20 protein-coding genes and 1 pseudogene are annotated in these 19,045 nt (G+C 70.1%); 16 read left to right on the plus strand and 5 right to left on the minus strand.

Translation table 11 applies throughout. The features are described from left to right. The first annotated feature begins 3 nt into the window (after positions 1-3). Positions 4-1,029 carry an LLM class flavin-dependent oxidoreductase gene (locus UA74_RS09290; protein WP_232237696.1) on the plus strand — a complete coding sequence of 342 codons (1,026 nt, stop codon included), beginning with the start codon at positions 4-6 and terminating at the stop codon, positions 1,027-1,029. Here the strand turns inward: UA74_RS09290 and UA74_RS09295 are convergent. Beyond that, complete coding sequence (locus UA74_RS09295) at positions 1,010-1,420, minus strand: YjbQ family protein (protein ID WP_075739893.1); 411 nt, start codon at positions 1,418-1,420, stop codon at positions 1,010-1,012. The genes UA74_RS09290 and UA74_RS09295 overlap by 20 nt on opposite strands. Positions 1,421-1,895: 475 nt before the next feature. Here UA74_RS09295 and UA74_RS09300 point away from each other — a divergent pair, with 475 nt between their 5' ends. Together UA74_RS09300 and UA74_RS31655 are read left to right on the plus strand one after the other, a co-directional pair. Continuing rightward, positions 1,896-2,927 carry an aminotransferase class V-fold PLP-dependent enzyme gene (locus UA74_RS09300; protein WP_075764233.1) on the plus strand — a complete coding sequence of 344 codons (1,032 nt, stop codon included), beginning with the start codon at positions 1,896-1,898 and terminating at the stop codon, positions 2,925-2,927. Between the two features lie 113 nt (positions 2,928-3,040). After that, positions 3,041-4,699 (plus strand): hypothetical protein, encoded by a 1,659-nt coding sequence (locus UA74_RS31655; protein WP_232237697.1) that lies wholly within the window; start codon positions 3,041-3,043, stop codon positions 4,697-4,699. On the opposite strand, the gene UA74_RS30655 is transcribed toward UA74_RS31655, so the two are convergent. Then, entirely contained in the window at positions 4,696-5,244 is a 549-nt protein-coding gene (locus UA74_RS30655) for a ferritin-like domain-containing protein (RefSeq protein WP_157434071.1), read from the minus strand. The two genes, UA74_RS31655 and UA74_RS30655, sit on opposite strands and share 4 nt — an antisense overlap. Further along, a complete protein-coding gene (locus UA74_RS30660; protein ID WP_232237698.1) occupies positions 5,244-5,780 on the minus strand; it encodes a hypothetical protein in 537 nt (178 codons plus the stop codon). The genes UA74_RS30655 and UA74_RS30660 overlap by 1 nt, the downstream gene beginning before the upstream one ends. A gap of 220 nt (positions 5,781-6,000) precedes the next feature. Between UA74_RS30660 and rimP the strand changes: the two genes are divergently transcribed. The 8 genes and pseudogenes from rimP to UA74_RS09350 all read left to right on the plus strand — a co-directional run bounded on the left by rimP (position 6,001) and on the right by UA74_RS09350 (position 15,263). Continuing rightward, positions 6,001-6,675 carry a ribosome maturation factor RimP gene (gene rimP, locus UA74_RS09315; RefSeq protein WP_083683055.1) on the plus strand — a complete coding sequence of 225 codons (675 nt, stop codon included), beginning with the start codon at positions 6,001-6,003 and terminating at the stop codon, positions 6,673-6,675. Next, a complete protein-coding gene (gene nusA / locus UA74_RS09320; RefSeq protein WP_075739896.1) occupies positions 6,672-7,721 on the plus strand; it encodes a transcription termination factor NusA in 1,050 nt (349 codons plus the stop codon). Before rimP ends, nusA begins: the two co-directional genes overlap by 4 nt. A gap of 33 nt (positions 7,722-7,754) precedes the next feature. Further along, a complete protein-coding gene (locus tag UA74_RS09325) occupies positions 7,755-8,039 on the plus strand; it encodes a YlxR family protein (RefSeq protein WP_075739897.1) in 285 nt (94 codons plus the stop codon). Positions 8,040-8,183: 144 nt separating this feature from the next. Beyond that, a complete protein-coding gene (gene infB, locus UA74_RS09330; protein WP_075739898.1) occupies positions 8,184-11,300 on the plus strand; it encodes a translation initiation factor IF-2 in 3,117 nt (1,038 codons plus the stop codon). Positions 11,301-11,408: 108 nt separating this feature from the next. After that, positions 11,409-11,705 carry a DUF503 domain-containing protein gene (locus UA74_RS09335; RefSeq protein WP_075743597.1) on the plus strand — a complete coding sequence of 99 codons (297 nt, stop codon included), beginning with the start codon at positions 11,409-11,411 and terminating at the stop codon, positions 11,703-11,705. Between the two features lie 74 nt (positions 11,706-11,779). Continuing rightward, positions 11,780-12,226, plus strand: a pseudogene (gene rbfA, locus UA74_RS09340) (30S ribosome-binding factor RbfA); the annotation flags it as partial. Positions 12,227-12,594: 368 nt separating this feature from the next. After that, a complete protein-coding gene (locus UA74_RS09345; protein WP_075739899.1) occupies positions 12,595-13,365 on the plus strand; it encodes an SDR family NAD(P)-dependent oxidoreductase in 771 nt (256 codons plus the stop codon). 566 nt (positions 13,366-13,931) lie between these two features. After that, positions 13,932-15,263, plus strand: coding sequence for an MATE family efflux transporter (locus UA74_RS09350; protein WP_075743598.1), 1,332 nt, complete (start codon positions 13,932-13,934; stop codon positions 15,261-15,263). 87 nt (positions 15,264-15,350) lie between these two features. Here UA74_RS09350 and UA74_RS09355 read toward each other — a convergent pair whose 3' ends face one another. Next, entirely contained in the window at positions 15,351-15,815 is a 465-nt protein-coding gene (locus UA74_RS09355; RefSeq protein ID WP_232237699.1) for a hypothetical protein, read from the minus strand. Positions 15,816-16,117: 302 nt separating this feature from the next. Here UA74_RS09355 and UA74_RS31660 point away from each other — a divergent pair, with 302 nt between their 5' ends. The 5 genes from UA74_RS31660 (at position 16,118) to UA74_RS09375 (ending at position 18,501) form a co-directional block, all read left to right on the plus strand. After that, positions 16,118-16,891, plus strand: coding sequence for a cysteine rich repeat-containing protein (locus tag UA74_RS31660; RefSeq protein ID WP_157434072.1), 774 nt, complete (start codon positions 16,118-16,120; stop codon positions 16,889-16,891). Between the two features lie 19 nt (positions 16,892-16,910). Beyond that, entirely contained in the window at positions 16,911-17,240 is a 330-nt protein-coding gene (locus UA74_RS09365) for a hypothetical protein (protein WP_075739901.1), read from the plus strand. A gap of 74 nt (positions 17,241-17,314) precedes the next feature. Next, on the plus strand, positions 17,315-17,668 hold the full coding sequence (locus UA74_RS31665) for a hypothetical protein (RefSeq protein WP_157434073.1): 354 nt from the start codon (positions 17,315-17,317) through the stop codon (positions 17,666-17,668). Positions 17,669-17,722: 54 nt separating this feature from the next. Next, entirely contained in the window at positions 17,723-18,076 is a 354-nt protein-coding gene (locus UA74_RS09370; protein ID WP_157434074.1) for a hypothetical protein, read from the plus strand. Between the two features lie 74 nt (positions 18,077-18,150). Further along, positions 18,151-18,501, plus strand: a complete 351-nt coding sequence (locus UA74_RS09375; RefSeq protein ID WP_157434075.1) for a hypothetical protein — start codon at positions 18,151-18,153, stop codon at positions 18,499-18,501. 132 nt (positions 18,502-18,633) lie between these two features. On the opposite strand, the gene UA74_RS09380 is transcribed toward UA74_RS09375, so the two are convergent. Continuing rightward, complete coding sequence (locus UA74_RS09380; RefSeq protein ID WP_075743600.1) at positions 18,634-18,828, minus strand: DUF397 domain-containing protein; 195 nt, start codon at positions 18,826-18,828, stop codon at positions 18,634-18,636. Positions 18,829-19,045: the final 217 nt, after the last annotated feature.

Below are 19,045 nucleotides of genomic sequence, written 5' to 3' on the forward strand. Positions count from 1 at the left end.
CGTGTGACCCTTTCTCGATCCGTCCCGCTGTCCGTGCTGGACCTCGCCCCCGTCGTCGCCGGCTCCACCGCGACCGAGGCCCTGCGGAACACCCTCGACCTGGCCCGACTCGCCGAGCGCCTCGGCTATCACCGCTACTGGGTCGCCGAGCATCACAACATGCCGGGCATCGCCAGCTCCGCGCCCGCCGTGCTGATCGGGCAGGTCGCCGCGCACACCTCGACGATGCGGGTCGGCTCGGGCGGGGTGATGCTGCCCAACCATCCGCCGCTGGTGGTGGCCGAGCAGTTCGGAATGCTGACCGCGATGCATCCGGGGCGGATCGACCTGGGCATCGGACGCGCGCCGGGAACCGACCAGCGGACCGCCGCCGCCCTGCGACGCACCAGCAATCCGCTGTCCGTGGAGGACTTCCCCCGGCAGCTCGCGGAGCTGATCGACTACTTCGACCCCTCAGGCGGCGATCCGGCCTGGGACGTCACCGCCGTGCCCGCCCCCGGCAACAAGCCGCCGGTGTGGCTGCTCGGCTCCAGCGACTACAGCGCCACCGCCGCCGGGATGATGGGCCTGCCGTTCTCCTTCGCCCACCACTTCAGCGCCCAGAACACCCTGCCCGCGCTGGCCGCCTACCGGCGGAACTTCACGCCGTCGGCCGACCTGGCCAAGCCCTACGCGATGGTGGCCGTCGGCGTGGTGGTGGCCGAGACCGAGGAGCAGGCGCGCTGGCTGGCGGGTTCGCAGGCGCTCGCCATGGTGCGGCTGCGTTCGGGACGACCGGGGCTGCTGCCCAGCCCGAAGGAAGCGGCCGAGTATCCCTACACCGAGGCCGAACTCGCCGTCGTGGAGTCCTGGTCGGCCTCCTACGTCGTGGGCACCCCGGAGTCCGTCACGGCCCAGCTCGACGAGCTGCTGGCCAGGACCGAGGCCGACGAGCTGATGGTCACCTCGATGATCCACGGGCACACCGAGCGGCTGCGCTCCTTCGAGCTGCTGGCCGAGATCGGCGGGCTCACCCCCGCAGGAAGCTGAACCGCACCCGCCGCACCGGGTTGTCGATGTTGGTGTCCACCAGGCACACCGACTGCCAGGTGCCCAGTGCCATCCGGCCGTCGAACACCGGCACGCTCGCGTGCGGCGGGACCAGTGCGGGCAGAACGTGGTCTCGTCCGTGGCCGGGGGAGCCGTGGCGATGCCGCCATCGGTCGTCCTTGGGCAGGAGGTCGCGCAGCGCGGCCAGCAGGTCCTCGTCGCTGCCCGCGCCCGTCTCCAGGACGGCCAGGCCCGCAGTGGCGTGCGGCACCCAGAGGTGCAGCAGCCCGTCCACGCGGCCGACGTCGGCCAGGAACCGCTCGCACTCCGCGCTCAGGTCGTAGACGACCTCCACTCCGCCGGTGCGGATCTCGATCTCCTCGCTCAACACGGTCTCCAGGGTAGTCGCGTCGCGGCTCCGCCTCGGCTCGTGTGATCGCCGTGGCCGGGGCCGCCCCGGCGGGGCGGTGGCCGGCCCGCCGGCGGACTCCGGCCGCGCGGTGGCCTCGGCTCAGGTGTAGCCGGGCGGCGCGGCCTGATCGCCGGTCGGCGGCGGGGACCGGCGACCGGCGGTTGCCGCGCCGCGACAGCCCGGCCTCATCGACCCCGACCGTGCCCTCAGCCGCCCGGCACGCCGGTCCGCGCCGCCTTCCGGCCGGGATCGGGCCGGTCGTGCTGCCACGGCCGTTTCCGGGGCGGGCGGCGGCCCGCGCACGGCTGGACCTCGCCCGCCCGAGCCGGGCAGGCGGCTAAGTCGTGACCGGCAGGCAGGTCGCGCGGCGCCCCGGTGGGAAATTCACCGAAACGTGACGCCGAGGCGGTCGCACCCCTGTTCCGGGCCCACCCGGCGCCCTAGTCTCGGCTGCGTGCGCGAGGCATTCGGAGAACAGTTTCAGATTCCTGACGGCTATCTCAACACCGCTGCGACCGGGGTGCCGCCGTTGCGGGCAGGCAGACGGGTCGCCAAGGCCGTCGAGGACTGGTACACCGCCGCGCAGCCCAACGCCTCCTTCGACGACGAGGTCGACGCGTCTCGTGCGGCCTTCGCCGCCCTGACCGGGACCGACCCCGACCGGGTCGCGATCGGCTCTGCCGTGTCGCATCTGATCGGCATGGTCGCCGCCGCGCTTCCCGACAACTCGCGGGTGCTGGCGGTGCGCGGCGAGTTCGGCAGCGTGGTCCGCCCGTTCGTCGCCCAGGCCGATCGTGGGATCACCCTCACCGAGGTCGACCTCGACGACCTGGCGACGCACGTCCCCGGGCACGACCTGGTGACCGTGGCCGTCACCCAGTCCATCGACGGCCGGACCGTGGACCTGGCGGCGCTGCGGGCCGCCGCCGAGAGCACGGGGGCGCGTGTCCTGCTCGACGTCAGCCAGGCCGCAGGCTGGCAGCCGCTGTCGCTGGGCTGGGCGGACTGGGTCGTCGGGGTCTCGCACAAGTGGCTGCTCAGCCCCAACGGAGCGTGTTGGCTGGCGTGCTCGGAACGAGGCCTCATCGAGGCCCGGCCGCATGCGGCGAGCTGGTACGCGGCCGCCGACCGATGGCAGAGCCTCTACGGGGCCGAGCCGGTGCTGGCCGCCGGGGCGCGCGGGCTGGACACGTCCCCGATCTGGCACGCCCACCTCGGCGCCGTCGAGTCGTTGAACTGGCTGTCGACCCTGGATCTCGCGGAGGTGCGGGAGCACTGCGTGGGGCTGGCCGATCTACTGCTGGAACGGCTGGGACGGGCGCCTGCGGACTCCGCCATCGTGGCCATGGATCTGCCGGAAGGCGCAGGCAGGATCGCCGAGGCCGGGGTTGCCGCCTCGGTGCGCGCGGGGCGGGTGCGGCTCTCGTTCCATCTTTACAACACCGAGGACGATGTTCATCAGGTGGTGCGGGCGCTCGGCCGGTGAATCAGAGGCGTCGTCGCCTGATGAGGTGAAACACATTACGGTGTGTCCCCATGGCGACCCCGGATCACGCTTCCGACCCGGCCACACGACAGGCGGGCCCGAGTCACACCGAGATGACCACGCCCATGCCCGCTGTGTCCGATTCGCCATGGTCCACGCCGGAGAGCGCTCACCAGGACTCCGGCCAGCCCACGTCCGATTACTCGACGCCGAGGCACTCCAGGCACGCCGTCGGGCAGACCGGCGGGCAGTCGTCGGAGGAGGAACCCGCCACCGCCCAGTACTCGGTGGAGCCGTCGAGCGGCGGTCCGGCCGATCCCGCAGGCGAGGCGGTTCAGGAGGATCGGAGCACGTCGAGCACACCGGGAACGCCGGTACCTGCGGGCAGCGGTCGCCATGGGTTCACCCCGCCCGCCGGGCTCGACGCCCAGGCCGTCGATCCGCAGGCCTCCGCACCGAGGTTCGGACCGCCGACTCCGCCACGTGGCACCCAGCCGACCAACGACTCGGCCACGGTCGCCCAGGAACGGCCCGGTGCCACGCCGCCGCCCGGCGTGCCGATGTCGGCGACGACGTCGATGCCGCCCGCACCCGGGCACCAGTCCCACCCGCAGTACGCGCCGCAGGGCTCGTCGCCGCAGCATTCGCAGCAGCCTGCGCCGACGCCCGGCCACGGTTACGAGGCTCAGCCTCGGCCGACCACGCCTGCACCGGGATTCGCGGCCGCGTACGGCGCTGCGGCAGGCATGCAGCACGGGCCCGGCACGCCCCAGCCGGGCGGGCAGGCCCCCGGAATGCCCATGCAGCCCACGCCGGCAGGCGGCCTGCCCGCGCAGGCAGCACAGCTTTATGGAACACCGGCCCACGGGATGCCGCAGGGAGCACCGGGCCAGGCGATGCACGCTCCGGGCCTGCCGCCCCAGCAGATGCAGGGCCAGACACCCCCGCCGGGAACACCCGCCCAGGGTGTGCCGGGGCAGGCGATGCAGGCGGGGACACCCGGCTTCGGCATGCAGGCGGGCGGCCCGCCTCCGCACGGGGGACAGGCACCGGGTCAGGCCGGCGGCGCACCGGGCGGTCCCAACCCGCCCCGACCGAACCGGCGGCCGCCCGCCGGTCGTCCCCCGGCGAAGGCCCCCGACACGAAGAACAAGACCGCCGACTACTTGATGAAGGGCCTGGGCCTGGTCCTGGTCGCGGTCCTCTCCGGCACGATCTACGTGCTGATGCAGCCCCGGCCGGAGGCTGATGGTCCGGGCCTCGGCTCGGGTGGCTCCGGGGAGCCGAGTACGGCGCCGAGTGAGCAGGCGGAAGAACTGCCTTACACGTTCGCGGAGGTGCCCGACGCCAAGCGCAGCTTCAGCGGCGTCGACTGTGCGGTGCACTCCTACGGGCAGGTGCAGAACTTCCTTGAGGAGAACCGCTGCGACCGGCTGACCCAGGTCCTCTACACGACCGAGCACGAGGGCGCCGACGTCGTGGTCTCGCTGGTGACGGTGACTTTCGAGGAGGAGCAGACCGCCGAAGACCTCAATGAACTCACCACCCGGACCGGCACCGGCAACATCAACGACCTCATGACGGAGGGCGTCCTCGCCGACGGCGGCCCCGAGTCGCTGCACCCCGAGGCTGGCTACTACTCCGAGCGACGCGGAGACACCTTGATCATCTCCGAATCCGCCTTCTTCGACAAGCGCAGCGACAAGCCGAACCTCGACGAGATCTGCGCCGAGGCGGTCCGCCAGTACGACGAGGACGCCCCCGCGAACTAGGCCGAGTCCGGCGAGCCGGGGAAGGTCACCGTCAGCGGGTTCTGCCCCGCCGCCCGTCGCCAGCGGACGGCCCGGACCGCCGCGTCGGTCAGCGCCGCCACCGAGGTCGCCCGCACGCCCGGCTGCTCGGCGTGTTCCAGCAGCGCGCGCCAGGCGCCCGCGCAGTCCGTCTCGGCGTGGATCAGCATCGCCACCGCCGTCGCGTGGTCGGTGACCTGCTCCGGCGACTGGTATGCGGCCTCGGTCGGCACGGGATCGACGCCTTCGGCGCGCAGGGCGTCCTCCAGGGTGTCGCGGCGGACCGTGTGCGTCCTGGTGCCCTCGGCCAGCGCCTCGGCGACCTCCTCATCACGGAAGGCCGCCGCCAGGTGGTGTGCCCAGACGGCCGCGTGCTCGGCCGCCAGCGCGGTCTGTACGGCGTCGACGGCGTCGCCGATTGAGCCTCCCAGACCCGGCTCGGCGGAACCGGTCGTCTCGGCACCCGAGGTGTCGGGGTCGCCGGAGCTGTCAGCGGTCTCGGTGGAACCGGAACGGCGGTCGATCATCACAGCACCTCTCCCAGGGTCGTGCACGATGCGCTGATCGAGCCCGCGAGGCCCGCCCGGTGCCCGCTCAGCTCCGGAGCCAGCTCGGCGGCCTGCGCGGCGGCCAGGCTCATCGCCTCCTGAAGGCCGGTCAGTGCCGCACCCGCGTCCGACGGCGGCTCGACCGGCGGCGGCGCCTCGGAGGCCGAGGGCTCGGGCGGCTCCACCGTCACGGCCCGGTCGATCTCCCTGCGCAGCGCCTCGGCGTGCGCGGCTCGGTCGGCGGCCACGAGTCCGGCGCTCTCCGCGAGGTCGGGGAAGGCGGCGGCGACGGCCTCGGCGAGCGCGGCATCGGCCTCGGCGGACTCCAGCAGGGGTTCGAGGACGTCGGGCTCCGGCGGTGGCGGCGGGTCGGTGCACGCGGCCAGCAACGGCAGCGCCACCGCACCCAACAGGCCTGCCAGCAGCACGCGACGCCGCGTGATCGGCCGGGCCGAGCGGGGCGATGGCTGGGCCGAAGGAGGCGAGTAGGTCGGCGGAGTGGTCGGGAAGGTCACGATCGCCCATCCTGCCGGCGCGGCCCGACGGCTCCTCGGCTGCGCCGTCGCAGGATCTCGGGGCCGGGGCCGGGCACCCACGCGATACGCTTCCCCACCACGACCGTCGGAGAGCTGGGGCCGGCCGGCGGGCCGCCATGCGCGGCGGCGGGACGGTGCCCAGGCCGCGGCAGTGCAGTCGCAGCACGAACAAGCAGCAGTGAACTAGGGAGTCGAGCAGGTGCCGAGTGGGCAGGACCGCGGGTCGCAGTCGCGAGGCGAGGCCGCACGCGCGCGGCGGGGCGGTGGTGCCGAGGCGGCACTGGAACCGCTGATCACCGGCGCGCTCGCCCCTCTCGGCGTCGATCTCGACTCGCTGGACGTCGGGCGAGCGGGCAACCGGCGCATCGTCAAGGTCGTGGTGGACGCCGAGGACGGCATCGGCCTGGACGAGGTCGCCTCGGCCAGCCGAGCGGTGTCGGCAGTGCTGGACGCCGCCGACACCGACCAGCAGGACGCCGACGGCAGCGGGCAGGCCGGGGCACTCTTCGGCGGGCCCTACACGCTGGAGGTCACCTCGCCGGGCGTCGACCGGCCGCTGACCAGGCCGAGGCACTGGCGCCGAGCCCGGAAGCGGCTCGTCGCGGTGCGCCTCGCCGAGGGCGGCGAGCTGACCGGTCGCGTCGGCGCCTGCGACGACCAGGGGGTGACCCTGCTCGTCGACCGGACGCTGCGCCGCCTCGCCTATTCCGAGGTGGAGCGCGCGACGGTGGAGGTGGAGTTCCGCCCGCCCGCCGAGGAGGATCTGCGGCTGCTCGGCGACGACGAGGCAGGACACGACCGGCAGGCTGCCGGCGTGGAGCAGGACACGCACGCCGAGGGCGTGCGGTCGAATACGGAGGAGAAGTCGCAGTGAACGTCGACATCGCCGCACTTCGGGCGATCGAGCGGGACAAGGACATCCCCTTCGACACGGTTCTCGAGGCCATCGAGAGTGCTCTGCTCACCGCATACCGACACACCGAGGGCCATCACCCGCACGCCAGGATCGACATCGATCGCAAGTCGGGCATGGTGCGCGTGCTGGCCTACGACCTCGACGCGGAGGGCGCGGTCGCCGAGGAGTGGGACGACACGCCGGAGGGCTTCGGCCGGATCGCGGCGACCACCGCGCGACAGGTCATCCTCCAGCGGTTGCGTGACGCGGAGCACGAGCGCACCTACGGCGAGTTCGCGGCCAAGGAGGGCGAGATCCTGGCAGGCGTCGTGCAGCGCGACGCCAGGGCGAACGCCCGAGGTATGGTGGTGGTGCAGGTGGGGGAGATCGAGGGTGTGATTCCCCCGGCCGAGCAGGTTCCCACCGAGACCTACACCCACGGCAGCCGGATCAAGTGCTACGTGGTCGGTGTGGCCCGTGGGGCGAGGGGGACGCAGGTCACCCTCTCCCGGACCCACCCCAACCTGGTGCGGAAGCTGTTCGCGCTGGAGGTCCCCGAGATCGCCGACGGCGTCGTGGAGATCCCCGCGGTGGCACGCGAGTCCGGACATCGATCCAAGATCGCCGTTCATTCGACCGTGTCCGGGGTCAACGCCAAGGGCGCGTGCATCGGCCCGATGGGTGCCCGAGTGCGTAACGTGATGAGCGAACTGGGTGGCGAGAAGATCGACATCGTCGACTACTCGGACGATCCGGCCTCGTTCGTCGGCAACGCGCTCTCGCCTGCCAAGGTGGTGTCGGTCCACGTCGTGGACGAGCGGGCCAAGACCGCCAGGGTGACCGTTCCCGATTTCCAGCTCTCGCTGGCGATCGGCAAGGAAGGTCAGAACGCCCGGTTGGCGGCCCGGCTCACCGGGTGGCGGATCGACATCCGCAGCGATGCGGAGCCCGCGTCGGCGGCGTCCGACGCAGTGGGTTCGGCGTCGGATTCGGCAGGTTCTCCGGCAGCCGGTTCGGCTGAGTGAGAGGCACGGGTTAAACTTTCATTGGATCACCTCATGTCAGCGGTTCCAGAACGCGCTCGCCCGGTTCGGACGTGTGTCGGCTGTCGGTGTCGTGCGGTGGCATCCGAGCTGTTGAGGGTGGTGGCCACGGCTGAGGTCGTGGTTCCGGACCCCAGGCGAAGACTTTCGGGCAGGGGTGCCTGGTTGCACCTCGACCCGAAGTGCCTTCGGCTCGCCGAGCGACGTCGGGCATTCCCCAGGGCGTTGCGCGTTCCGGGGCCGCTGGACTTGTCGGCGGTACGGACGTATCTCGACGCTGTCGAAGGTGTTACAGACTGACGTGGAGCCCTTCCACGTCTGCCGCAAGAGGAAGCAGGTCGACCCGTCATGAAGCAGCCGTGAAGCTGAAGCCATGAACGTGTTTCGACGGTAGGACGAGGTCGTGCGGGACTGCCGCTCGGCCTCACCCAGATGAGGAGAGCAGTGGCAGGCAAGGCCCGCGTGCACGAGCTCGCAAAAGAGCTCGGCGTCACGAGTAAGGAAGTACTGACCAAGCTCCAGGACCTCGGCGAGTATGTGAAGTCGGCGTCCTCCACGGTGGAGGCGCCGGTGGCCCGCAGGTTGCGGGACGCATTCCCGAAGGGCGACGGAGGACGGTCTCGTCGGAGCGGACCCCGCCCCGAGGCATCGGCACGGCCCGGTCCGCCGGCGACGCCGAAGCCCCCGTCGAGCGAGCCGGGCGCCGAGCGCCCCGCCGCTCGCCCCGGCCCCGGCATGTTCAAGCCCGGCCCCGCCAAGCCCGGCCCGGCTCGTCCTGCGCCGCAGGCCGAGCAGCCGCAGGCACCGGCGGCGCCGACCCCCACTCCCACACCCCAGCCGGAGCAGCCCGCTGCCTCGGCCGCGCCCGCTGCGCCGAAGGGCCCGTCGACCGACGGCCCGTCGGCAGGCGGACGTCCGCCGATGCCCGGCCCGCGCAAGCCCGCGCCCAAGCCGGAGCAGACTCCCGCACCGCAGCAGCGTGCGCCGGAGCGTCCGGGCGGCAAGCCCGGCGGCGGCGCCCGGCCCACGCCCGGCCAGTCGGTCGTGCCCCCGAGGCCGCAGTCGCCGAAGCCGGGGCCGCGCGCGCCTCGGCCCGGTAACAACCCGTTCGGTGTCGGCGGCGCGTCGCCGCGTCCGGCCGGGCCCCGCTCCGGCGGCGGTCCCGGTGGCAGCGGCGGCCCCGGCGGCGGCGGCGCACCTCGTCCCGGCGGCGGTCGTCCCGAGCGGGGCGCACCGCGCTCCGATCGCAGCGGCCCCTCGGGCGGCGCTCGTCCCGCAGGCCCCGGTGGCGGCGGTGGCGGCGGCGGTTCCCGGCCCAACCCGGGCATGATGCCGCCCAGGCCCAACCCCGGCATGATGCCGTCCGGCAGGCCCGGCGGCGGTCCCGGTGGTGGCGGCGGCGGTCGTCCCGGCGGCGGTCGCCCCGGTGGCGGCGGCGGTCGTCCGGGTGGTCCCGGTGGTGGCGGCGGCGGTCGTCCCGGTGGCGGCGGCGGTGGCGGCGGCTACCGAGGTGGCGGCGGCGGTGGCGGCGGCTACCGTGGCGGTCCCGGTGGCGGCGGCGGTGCCCCCGGCGCGGGCGCTCCGCCCGCAGGCGGCTTCCGAGGCCGTCCCGGCGGCGGCGGCAACCGAGGCCGTGGCGGCGCGGCGGGTGCCTTCGGGCGTCCCGGCGGACCGGCTCGGCGTGGTCGCAAGTCGAAGCGGCAGAAGCGCCAGGAGTTCGACAACATGCAGGCCCCCTCGGTCGGCGGCGTCCGCCTGCCGAAGGGCAACGGCGAGACGGTTCGTCTTCCCCGTGGCGCCTCGCTGACCGACTTCGCGGAGAAGATCAACGCCAACCCGGCCGCGATGGTCCAGGCGATGTTCCACCTCGGCGAGATGGTGACCGCGACGCAGTCGGTCTCCGACGAGGTCCTGGGCCTGCTCGGCCAGGAGATGAACTACACGATCCAGGTCGTGAGCCCGGAGGAGGAGGACCGCGAGCTCCTCGACACCTTCGACATCACCTACGGCGAGAACGCGGGCGACGAGGACGACCTCGAGTTCCGTCCGCCGGTGGTGACCGTCATGGGTCACGTCGACCACGGTAAGACGCGACTGCTGGACACGATCCGCAAGACCAACGTCCAGGAGGGCGAGGCAGGCGGCATCACCCAGCACATCGGGGCCTACCAGGTCGTGACCGAGGTCGGTGAGCACGAGCGTCTGATCACCTTCATCGACACCCCTGGTCACGAGGCGTTCACCGCCATGCGAGCCCGTGGTGCGAACTCCACGGACATCGCGGTGATCGTGGTCGCGGCCGACGACGGCGTCATGCCGCAGACGGTGGAGGCCATCAACCACGCGCAGGCCGCGAGCGTGCCGGTCGTGGTGGCGGTCAACAAGATCGACAAGGCGGGCGCCAACCCGCAGCGCATCCGCCAGCAGCTCACCGACTACGGGCTGATCGCGGAGGAGTACGGCGGCGACACCATGTTCGTCGACATCTCGGCGCGGCAGGGCACCAACATCGACGGGCTGCTGGAAGCGATCGTGCTGACGGCGGACGCGACGCTGGACCTGCGGGCCAACCCGAACATGGAGGCTCAGGGCGTCGCGATCGAGGCGCACCTGGACCGTGGTCGGGGTCCGGTGGCGACGGTGCTGGTGCAGCGCGGAACGCTCCGGGTCGGCGACTCGATCGTCGCGGGCGACGCCTACGGGCGCGTCCGGCGGATGGTGGACGAGTTCAACGAGGACATCATCGAGGCGACTCCGTCGCGTCCGGTGCAGGTCATCGGCTTCACGTCGGTTCCGGGTGCGGGTGACACCTTCCTGGTCGTCGACGAGGACCGGGTGGCTCGGCAGATCGCCGACCGCAGGCAGACGCGGATGCGCAACGCGCAGTTCGCCTCGCGTCGCAAGCGGGTCAGCCTGGAGGACCTGGACAAGGCCCTCAAGGAGACCAGCCAGCTCAACCTGATCATCAAGGGCGACAACTCGGGTACCGTCGAGGCTCTCGAGGCCGCGCTGTTGAAGATCGACGTGGGCGACGAGGTCGAGCTTCGGGTCATCGACCGGGGCGTCGGCGGCATCACCAAGGCCAACGTCGACCTCGCGGTCGCCTCCGACGCCATCATCCTGGGCTTCAACGTCCGGGCGGAGGGCAAGGTCGTCGATCAGGCCACGCACGAGGGCATCGACATCCGGTACTACTCGGTCATCTACCGGGCGATCGAGGAGATCGAGCAGGCCCTGACGGGAATGCTCAAGCCCGAGTTCGAAGAGGTCGAGCTGGGTCGCGCCGAGGTCCGCGAGGTCTTCAAGTCCTCGAAGATCGGCACGATCGCCGGTTGCATGGTGATCGGCGGCGAGGTGCGACGCCGGAGCAAGGCTCGCCTGCTGCGGGACAACCTGGTCGTCGCGGAGAACCTCGGCGTCTCGACGCTGCGGCGATTCAAGGACGACGTCACCGAGGTCCGCGAGGGCTTCGAGTGTGGTCTGACCCTCGGCTCGTACTCCGACCTCCGGGTCGGCGACGTGATCGAGACCTACGAGATGCGCGAGAAGAAGCGCGCCTGAGACGAGTCCTCGGTGGGCAGGTCCTGAGCTGGGCCTGCCCGCCGAGTTCGTCCCCGCCCGCCTCGTCAGGCGGGCGGACCATGACGATCAGCTCACCTGGTGATGCCGGTGTACGTCGGTGCCCTCGAACTCGACCTGTTACTGGGCGATGTTCATTCGTTGAAGCAGAAGCGGTCGGTGGTCCGGCCGGTCATCGCGGAGCTGCGCAAGCGCTTCGAGGTGTCCGTGGCCGAGAGCGGCCACCTGGACCTGCATCGTCGCTCGTTGATCGGGGTCGCCGTGGTGGCGCCCGACTCGCAGCACGTCCGCACGGTGCTCGACGCCTGTGAACGGACGGTGGCAGGCCGCCCCGAGATCGAACTGCTCTCGGCCCGCACACGACTGCTGGGGCCCGAGGACGAGTAGCGAACCACCCTTCGAGGAGGCCGACCGGCCTTCTCGAAGGTCTGTCTGGATTCTAGTGATCAAGGAGGAGCGTCGTGGCCGATGTGGCCCGCGCCCGCAGGCTTGCCAAGCGGATCGCGCAGATCGTGGCGTCCGCGATGGAACGTGAGGTCAAGGACCCGAGGTTGGCGAGGGTGACCATCACCGACGCCAAGGTCACGGCGGACCTGCGGGACGCCACCCTGTACTACACCGTGATCGGCGAGAGCGTCGACGCACCACCGGACGTGGCCTCGGCCGCTGCGGCGCTGGAGAGCGCCAAGGGCGTGCTGCGCAGCCTGGTCGGGCAGCAGACGGGGATTCGGTTCACGCCGACCCTGACCTTCGTCGCGGACACCGTGCCCGAGGCGGCCAAGAGCATGGACGAACTGCTGGCCAGGGCTCGGGAGGCCGACGCGGAGGTGGCCCGGATCGCCTCGGGCGCGACCTTCGCCGGTGAGGCCGACCCGTACAAGTCCACGGACATGGACGACGAGGAGGAGGACCTCCACGACGCCGAGGAAGACGCTGCCGACGAGAACTCCTCGGCAGCCGAGGACGCGGTGGACTCCGAGCGTCCGGCGGACTCGGCGTCGACGCCGCGCGACGCGGCGGACTCCGAGCGCTGACAGCTGGTCAACCGGGCCCGACCTCTCCACCGCCGGTTCTTCGCGGTGTGGAGGTGCGGGCCCGTTCTGCTGTGTCGACTCGGCACGGGCGTCGTCGGAGGGGCTGAACGAGACGCCGGAGGCGAGCCGCCCCGACCCGCGCGTGCTCGGCAGGCCGCTGCACGACACCCGTGGCCATCGCCGCTGGTGGGCGGCTCGCTTGGCCCTGCGGGGACCGGCAAGGCGAACTAGCATCGCACACCATGACGTTCCCCGTTCTCGAAGGAAAGACCGCGATCGTCACCGGCGCTGCGAAGGGCATGGGCGCCGCGACGGCGCTGCTGTTCGCCGAGGCGAAGGCGAAGGTGGTCGTCGCCGACCTCGACGAGGAACTGGGGCGGCGGACCGTCAGCGAGATCGAGGCCGCGGGCGGCACCGCGTTCTTCCATCGGGTGGACATCTCCTCGGCCGCCGACGTCGAAGCGTTGGTGGCCGCGACGGTCGACCGCTTCGGCAGGTTGGACGTCGCGATCAACAACGCCGCGTTGACGCCGGACGACCGGCCGATCAACGACCTCGACGAGGCCTACTGGGATCGGCTGATCGCGGTCGACCTGAAGGGCACCGCGTTGTGCCTGAAGTACGAGATCCGCCAACTGCTCGCCCAGGGCGGCGGCGGCTCGATCGTCAACATCTCCTCGGTCAGCGGCTTCCGTCCGCAGCCGAACAACGCCGCCTACGTCGCCGCCAAGCACGGGGTCGTCGGCCTCACCAAGGTCGCGGCGATGGAGAACGGCAGCCAGGGCATCAGGGTGAACTCGGTGGCGCCCGGCGCCATCGACACGCCGATGCTGCGGGGCGCCCTGGAGCAGTTCGGCTTCGACGAGCACGAGTACGCCGCCCAGCTGAGCCTGCTGGAGCGGTTCGGCGAGGCCAGGGAGATCGCTCAGGCGAGCCTGTGGCTGGCCTCCGACCTCTCCTCGTACGTCACCGGCACGACCCTCCACGTGGACGCGGGGTACACGAGCCGCTGAGGCGGTCGCGACGTTCGGCAGTCGGCTTGCCGCTCCCCGCCCGCACCGGTCGCTGACGACCGGAGGCGCTCGGGTGTGCCCTGTCGCTGCGCCCCGGCGGCCTGCCCTACCGCCTCTGCGCGGGTCCTTCCACTTCCCGGGCCGCTGAGCTGTCACTTCTGGTACCTCAACTTGTCCTCCTTGTGTCGTCGCCCTGTCTCGTCGTCCTGCCTCTCCGCTTCACGGTTCGATGGTCTCGCGGCTTCCCCGTCGAGCGGTCGTCTTCACCGGGTGCTGCCAGAGCCGACGGCCGCCGCCCCCGCCGCCGGGAGACACCCGCTCTTTCGGGCCTTCGCTCGTCCGGCGGGTGTCGACCGCGAACGCTGCGCCCTCGGGCCGTCGAATCCCCCTGCCCCGTGATCGCCCGCGATCGAATCCGGGCGGTTGCGCGGGGCGATGCCCGACGACGGCCCCCCACCCCGCGAGACGGCCCGACCGCGGGCCTCGGCGATGTCCGGGGCCGCATCTAGGGTGTGCTGGGCCGCCACGCGGCCCGCCGGTCGTCGTCTGTCAGCCGTGAGGTGGTCGTGTCCGAGGCTGTTCCAGAACCGTCGCAGGCAGCGGAACGCGTCCGGCCGAAGGAGTTCCTCCGGCTGGCGGTGCCCGCGCTGGGCGTGCTCGCCGCCGAGCCGCTGTATCTGCTGGTGGACACGGCTGTCGTCGGCCATCTGGGGGCGGTGCCGCTGGCCGGACTGGCCGTCGGCGGCGTGGTGCTCGCCCAGATCTCGACCCAGCTGACCTTCCTCTCCTACGGCACGACGGCCAGGGCCGCCCGCCTGCACGGTGCGGGCCGACGCGGGGAGGCCGTCGCCGAGGGCGTGCAGGCCACCTGGCTGGCCCTGGCGGTCGGGACGGTGCTGCTCGTCCTCGGGCAGCTGTTGGCCGGGCCGATCGCCCGAGCATTGGCCGGACCAGGGGAGATCGCCGACGCGGCGACGTCCTGGCTGCGCATCGCGTTGTTCGGGGCGCCGCTCATCCTCGTCACGATGGCGGGCAACGGCTGGATGCGCGGGGTGCAGGACACCATGCGCCCGTTGCGTTACGTGCTGATCGGCAACGGCATCTCCGCCGTGCTCTGCCCGATCATGGTGCACGGCCTCGGCTGGGGCCTGGAGGGCTCGGCCATCGCCAACGTCGTGGCCCAGTCGCTGTCGGCGCTGCTGTTCTTCCGATCGCTGCTCATCGAGAAGGTCGCGCTGCGTCCGGTGCCCGCGCGGATGATCGCCCAGCTCAAGCTGGGGCGGGATCTGGTGCTGCGCAGCCTCGCGTTCCAGGCCTGTTTCGTCTCGGCCGCCGCCGTCGCGGCCCGTCACTCGGTGGGCGCGGCGGGCGCGCACCAGATCGTCCTCCAGCTCTGGACCTTCCTGTCGTTGGTCCTGGACTCGCTGGCCATCGCGGCGCAGGCGTTGGTGGGCGCGGCGCTCGGTCGGGGCGACCGCAGCCAGGCGCGCGGGCTGGCGTGGCAGGTCGCCCGCTACGGGCTGTTGTTCGGGCTGGCGTTGGGCGTGCTGTTCGCCTCGGTGTCCGACGTGCTGCCTCGGGTCTTCACCCCCGACGCGGTGGTGCTGGCGGAGGTGCCCGCCGCCTGGTGGTTCTTCGTGGCGCTCCAGCCGATCGCCGGGGTGGTGTTCGCGCTCGACGGCGTGCTGCTCGGTGCGGGCGACGCGGCGTTCCTGCGCACTGCGACCCTGTTGGCGGCGGTCGTCGGCTTCCTGCCGTTGATCTACCTGTCGATGTTCTACGGCTGGGGTCTGGCGGGCATCTGGACCGGCCTGGCCGCGTTCATGGTGCTTCGCCTGCTAGCGGTGCTGCTGCGCACCCGGTCCGGGAACTGGGCCGTGGTCGGGGCGGTGCGGTAGTCGACCTCGTCCCTGGCGAGAACGGACTGCGTGCGCAGGATGCCGATCTCCGATCGGCATCCTGCGTTGCACACTGTTCGACGATCGTCAGCAGCCCTGCCTGCCGCTGCTGATCTGTTGGCGGAGGCCGCCCCATTCGATGTAGCCGACGGCGGCCACACAACGGTTGGCCGTGCCGGTGACCCCCCGAGGTCCTGCGTAGTAGGCGAAGTCGCCCAGGTCCGCGCTGGACGAGGTGTCGATCGTGCAGGGCAGGCCTTCGCCGCTGCTCTCGACACAACGGTAGGCCCGCACGTAGGTCGGCGCCGCCACTCCGTAGGACGCGCCCCGGTGGTAGAAGCAGGCGCTGTTGGTTCCGCCGTTGGAGCTGTTGTAGAAGATCGCCAACTCGCCGACGCCGCTACTCAAGGTTCGGCTGTAGCTGACGGTTCCGGAACACGACACCGCTGAGGTTCCCGGATCTTCGCCTGCCGGGCTCGCCGCTGCCGCAGTGAAGCCGCCCATGGTGAGCAGGAAGCCCACCACAGCCAGCATCGAACACACTGATCGCACGATTCTCTGCATTTCCCCCTCGATCCTCTGATTCGCCACGCAGCGATCTGGCGAGGCCCCCCGGCCTCGGCGCACAGACGTCGTGCGTTGCTGCGGTGCGGAACAGATCGTGCGCGCCGCTACATCTGAAGTAAACCCGGTTCGCGGGAAATGGTCCGATCAGCGGTGTGCCTGCCTGCCGTGGCCGGGCCTGCGACTCGGCCGGACGGCCGCGTGCAGGCGGCACAGAACTCCCTCGACGCCGCGCTGCTGATCCGGCATCATGGCGTCGAGTACTCACAGTGAGGAGTCGTGCGTTGTCCGTGACGGAGGTGGTGGAGCAGTTGCGGCGGGCGCATGCCTTGTTGGTGGTGGCCAGGGAGGCGGCGGTGGTGGCGGAGTTCGCGATCGGCGAGGGTGGGGAGATCTTCGACGAGGGAACCGCAGGCTCGGTCTGGCCGCAGGTCCAGGAGATGCGCAGGCTGCGGCGGGAGGCAGGAGAGGACGTGCGGCTGGCACACGCGGCGATGGTGGCGGCGCAGGAGATCATCGACGAGTACTGCTTCGCCATCGCGGGGCACGGGGTTGACGGGGCGGCGGTGTTCGGGTCGGTGAGTGGATCGGGGCCGAGCGTTGACGAGGAGGTGCCTGCCCCTGCTGCCGATACCAGGCCGCCTGGCCGAGACACGGCCGCGCAACGGGAAGCGGAAGCGGACTGGATCGCTGACCGGGAACGCGCAGGCGTGGTGATCAACCCGAAGAACGTCACTCGGATCGCCAGGCTGCCGGACGGTCGGATTGTCTGGGTGGAAGGGCGAAATAAGAAGGGCGGCCAGGAGCATATTCTGGATGATGACCGTGTGGGTCATTTCCGCCGCGTAGGCGTGCCAAGAGAGCGCGTAATTCCGTTGGTCTTTGCTGCCCTCGAGGGCGGAACGGTGGTCGGGTATAGTGGAAAAGATCGGCCGGTGTATGAAGTGGTGTTTGATGGAGAGGTGCGACGTGTGGCTATCACTGTCACACGTGATGGGTTGATTGTAGGTGCGCATCCAATCTCTCTTAAGCGAAAATTGCGACCACGTCTTCATAGGAGTTAATTTGTCTCGATCTGTTGTTGTGTCCTTCCTTGTCGGCTGGCAAGAAGATCCTTTTTATTACGATTGGGATGATCCTGAGGAGTACAACCACTCGATCGAGGAGGCTGCAAAGGATCTGCAGCTTTCTGCTGACCTGGTTGCCCAGATCACGATCTGGGACGATGAATACCAGGCTACATACAAACCTGACGATTATCGAAACTCGGGCTTCCCGAGCGTGGAACTTGAGGAGGCGTGGCGGGAGCGCGGGAAGGTGTTGGCTGAGCGGATCAAGCGGGAGTCCCCCGTGGTGAAGAGCGTGGATTATCGGGCCGAGGGTCTGCACCCTAAGGGGTGGTGTGTGTTCTGATCGACAGGGGTTCGGGTTGGCCTGCTTGGCGCTCACTCCTGTAGCTGAACCTGGCGCAACTTTTGGGGAGTTAGATGGAGCGTTCGGTTGAGGTGGGATTGTTGCTGGGATGGCAGGAGGACCCGTTCTATTACGAATTGAATGATCCTGAAGACTACAATCACTCGATTGAGGCGGCGACAGAAGAGTTGCGTCTGCCTGCCTCCTTGGTTTCCGAGATCATAGCGTGGGATGCCGAATATCAGGCGACTTATGATCCCGATGGTTACGTGTGGTCGAAGTCCGGGTTCGATTCACCGGAGATCGAGGACGCGTGGCGGGAGCGGGGCAGGGTGTTGGCTGAGCGGATCAAGCGGGAGTCGCCGGTGGTGGCGAGTGTGGATTATCGTGCTAATGGGGTTATTCCGCCGCGTACATGCGTATTCTGATGGGTGCGGAACTGCAGGGAACTCATTCGCATCCGCATTGCATTGGAGGCTGTAATGTCTCGTTCTATTGTGGTGTCGTTGTTGGTCGGTTGGCAGGAGGATCCGTTCTACTATCACGGAGCTGATCCTGAGGAGTATGGTCATTCGATTGAGGAGGCGTCGGACGAGCTGAAATTGCCCACTGACCTCGTTGCCGAGATCAGGGATTGGGATGCTGAGTATCAGGCGACGTATGATCCTGATGGTTACGTGTGGTCGAAGTCGGGGTTTGATTCGCCGGAGCTTGAGGAGGCGTGGCGGGAGCGGGGGAAGGTGTTGGCTGAGCGGATCAAGCGGGAGTCGCCGGTGGTGGCGAGTGTGGATTATCGCGCCGAGGGTCTGCACCCTAAGGGGTGGTGTGTGTTCTGATCGACAGTCGTTCGGGTTGAGCTGTTTGGCGCTCGCCCCTGTAGCTGAAGCTGGCGCGACTGTTGGGGAGTTAGATGGAGCGTTCGGTTGTGGTGGACTTGTTGGCAGGCTGGGATATGGGTCCGTTTTACTATCATGTGGAGGATGATCCCGGCGGGTTTGATTATTCGGTCGAGCAGGCTGGCGAGTTCCTGAGGCTGCCGGCCGAGTTGATTCGAGAGCTGAAGTCGTGGGATGACGAACTTCAGGCAACGTATGACGAGGACGGCGACGGGGAGTCCGAATTTCCGAGTGCAGAGCTTGAGGAGGCGTGGCGGGAGCGAGGCAAGGTCCTGGCTGCTCGGATCAAGCAGGAGTCGCCGGTGGTAGCGCGCGTGAATTATTGGGCTAACGGTGAGATTCCCGACGGAATTTATATCTACTGACTGAGTGTGGTTTAACGGCTCTTCTCGGCTGTGGTGGCTGCCGGACGAGCTTGGACTCACCGCCGTCGACCTTTCGTGTTGGTGTGTGCTCCCGCCGCGATGTGTGCGGCGGGGGAACACGGGCGTCCGGTCTCAGCGGAGCCGGTCGGTCTTGATCGAGGTCAGGAAGCTGTTGAACCGGGTGCGGTCGAATGCCAGCGTGCCGCCGTCCCGGTTCTTGGTGTCTCGGATTCCGACCAGACGTTGACCTTGGCCGATCTCGACGCAGCCGCCGTTGGACGCACTGCGAGTGCTCTTGCGCCAGCCGCCGAACCTGTCTTCCGTGATTGCGCGACTCCGTCCCTTACTCGTTCAGCAGGTCTGTTGATTCGTCAATGGCCAGAGCCGGTTCTTCCATGCTGTCAGCTGCCGGCAGTGAGCGTCGGCCTGTGTGCCGGATTGAGTCCGCAGCTCAGCTCTAGGCCGATGACCGGCTCTTCGGTGCTGCACGTCGACGGCGGTGACGAGGTGTGGTGGTGCGCTGGTTGGCGTGTGCTCCCGCCGC

The organism is Actinoalloteichus fjordicus (genome assembly GCF_001941625.1).
Taxonomy (GTDB): Bacteria; Actinomycetota; Actinomycetes; order Mycobacteriales; family Pseudonocardiaceae; genus Actinoalloteichus_A; species Actinoalloteichus_A fjordicus.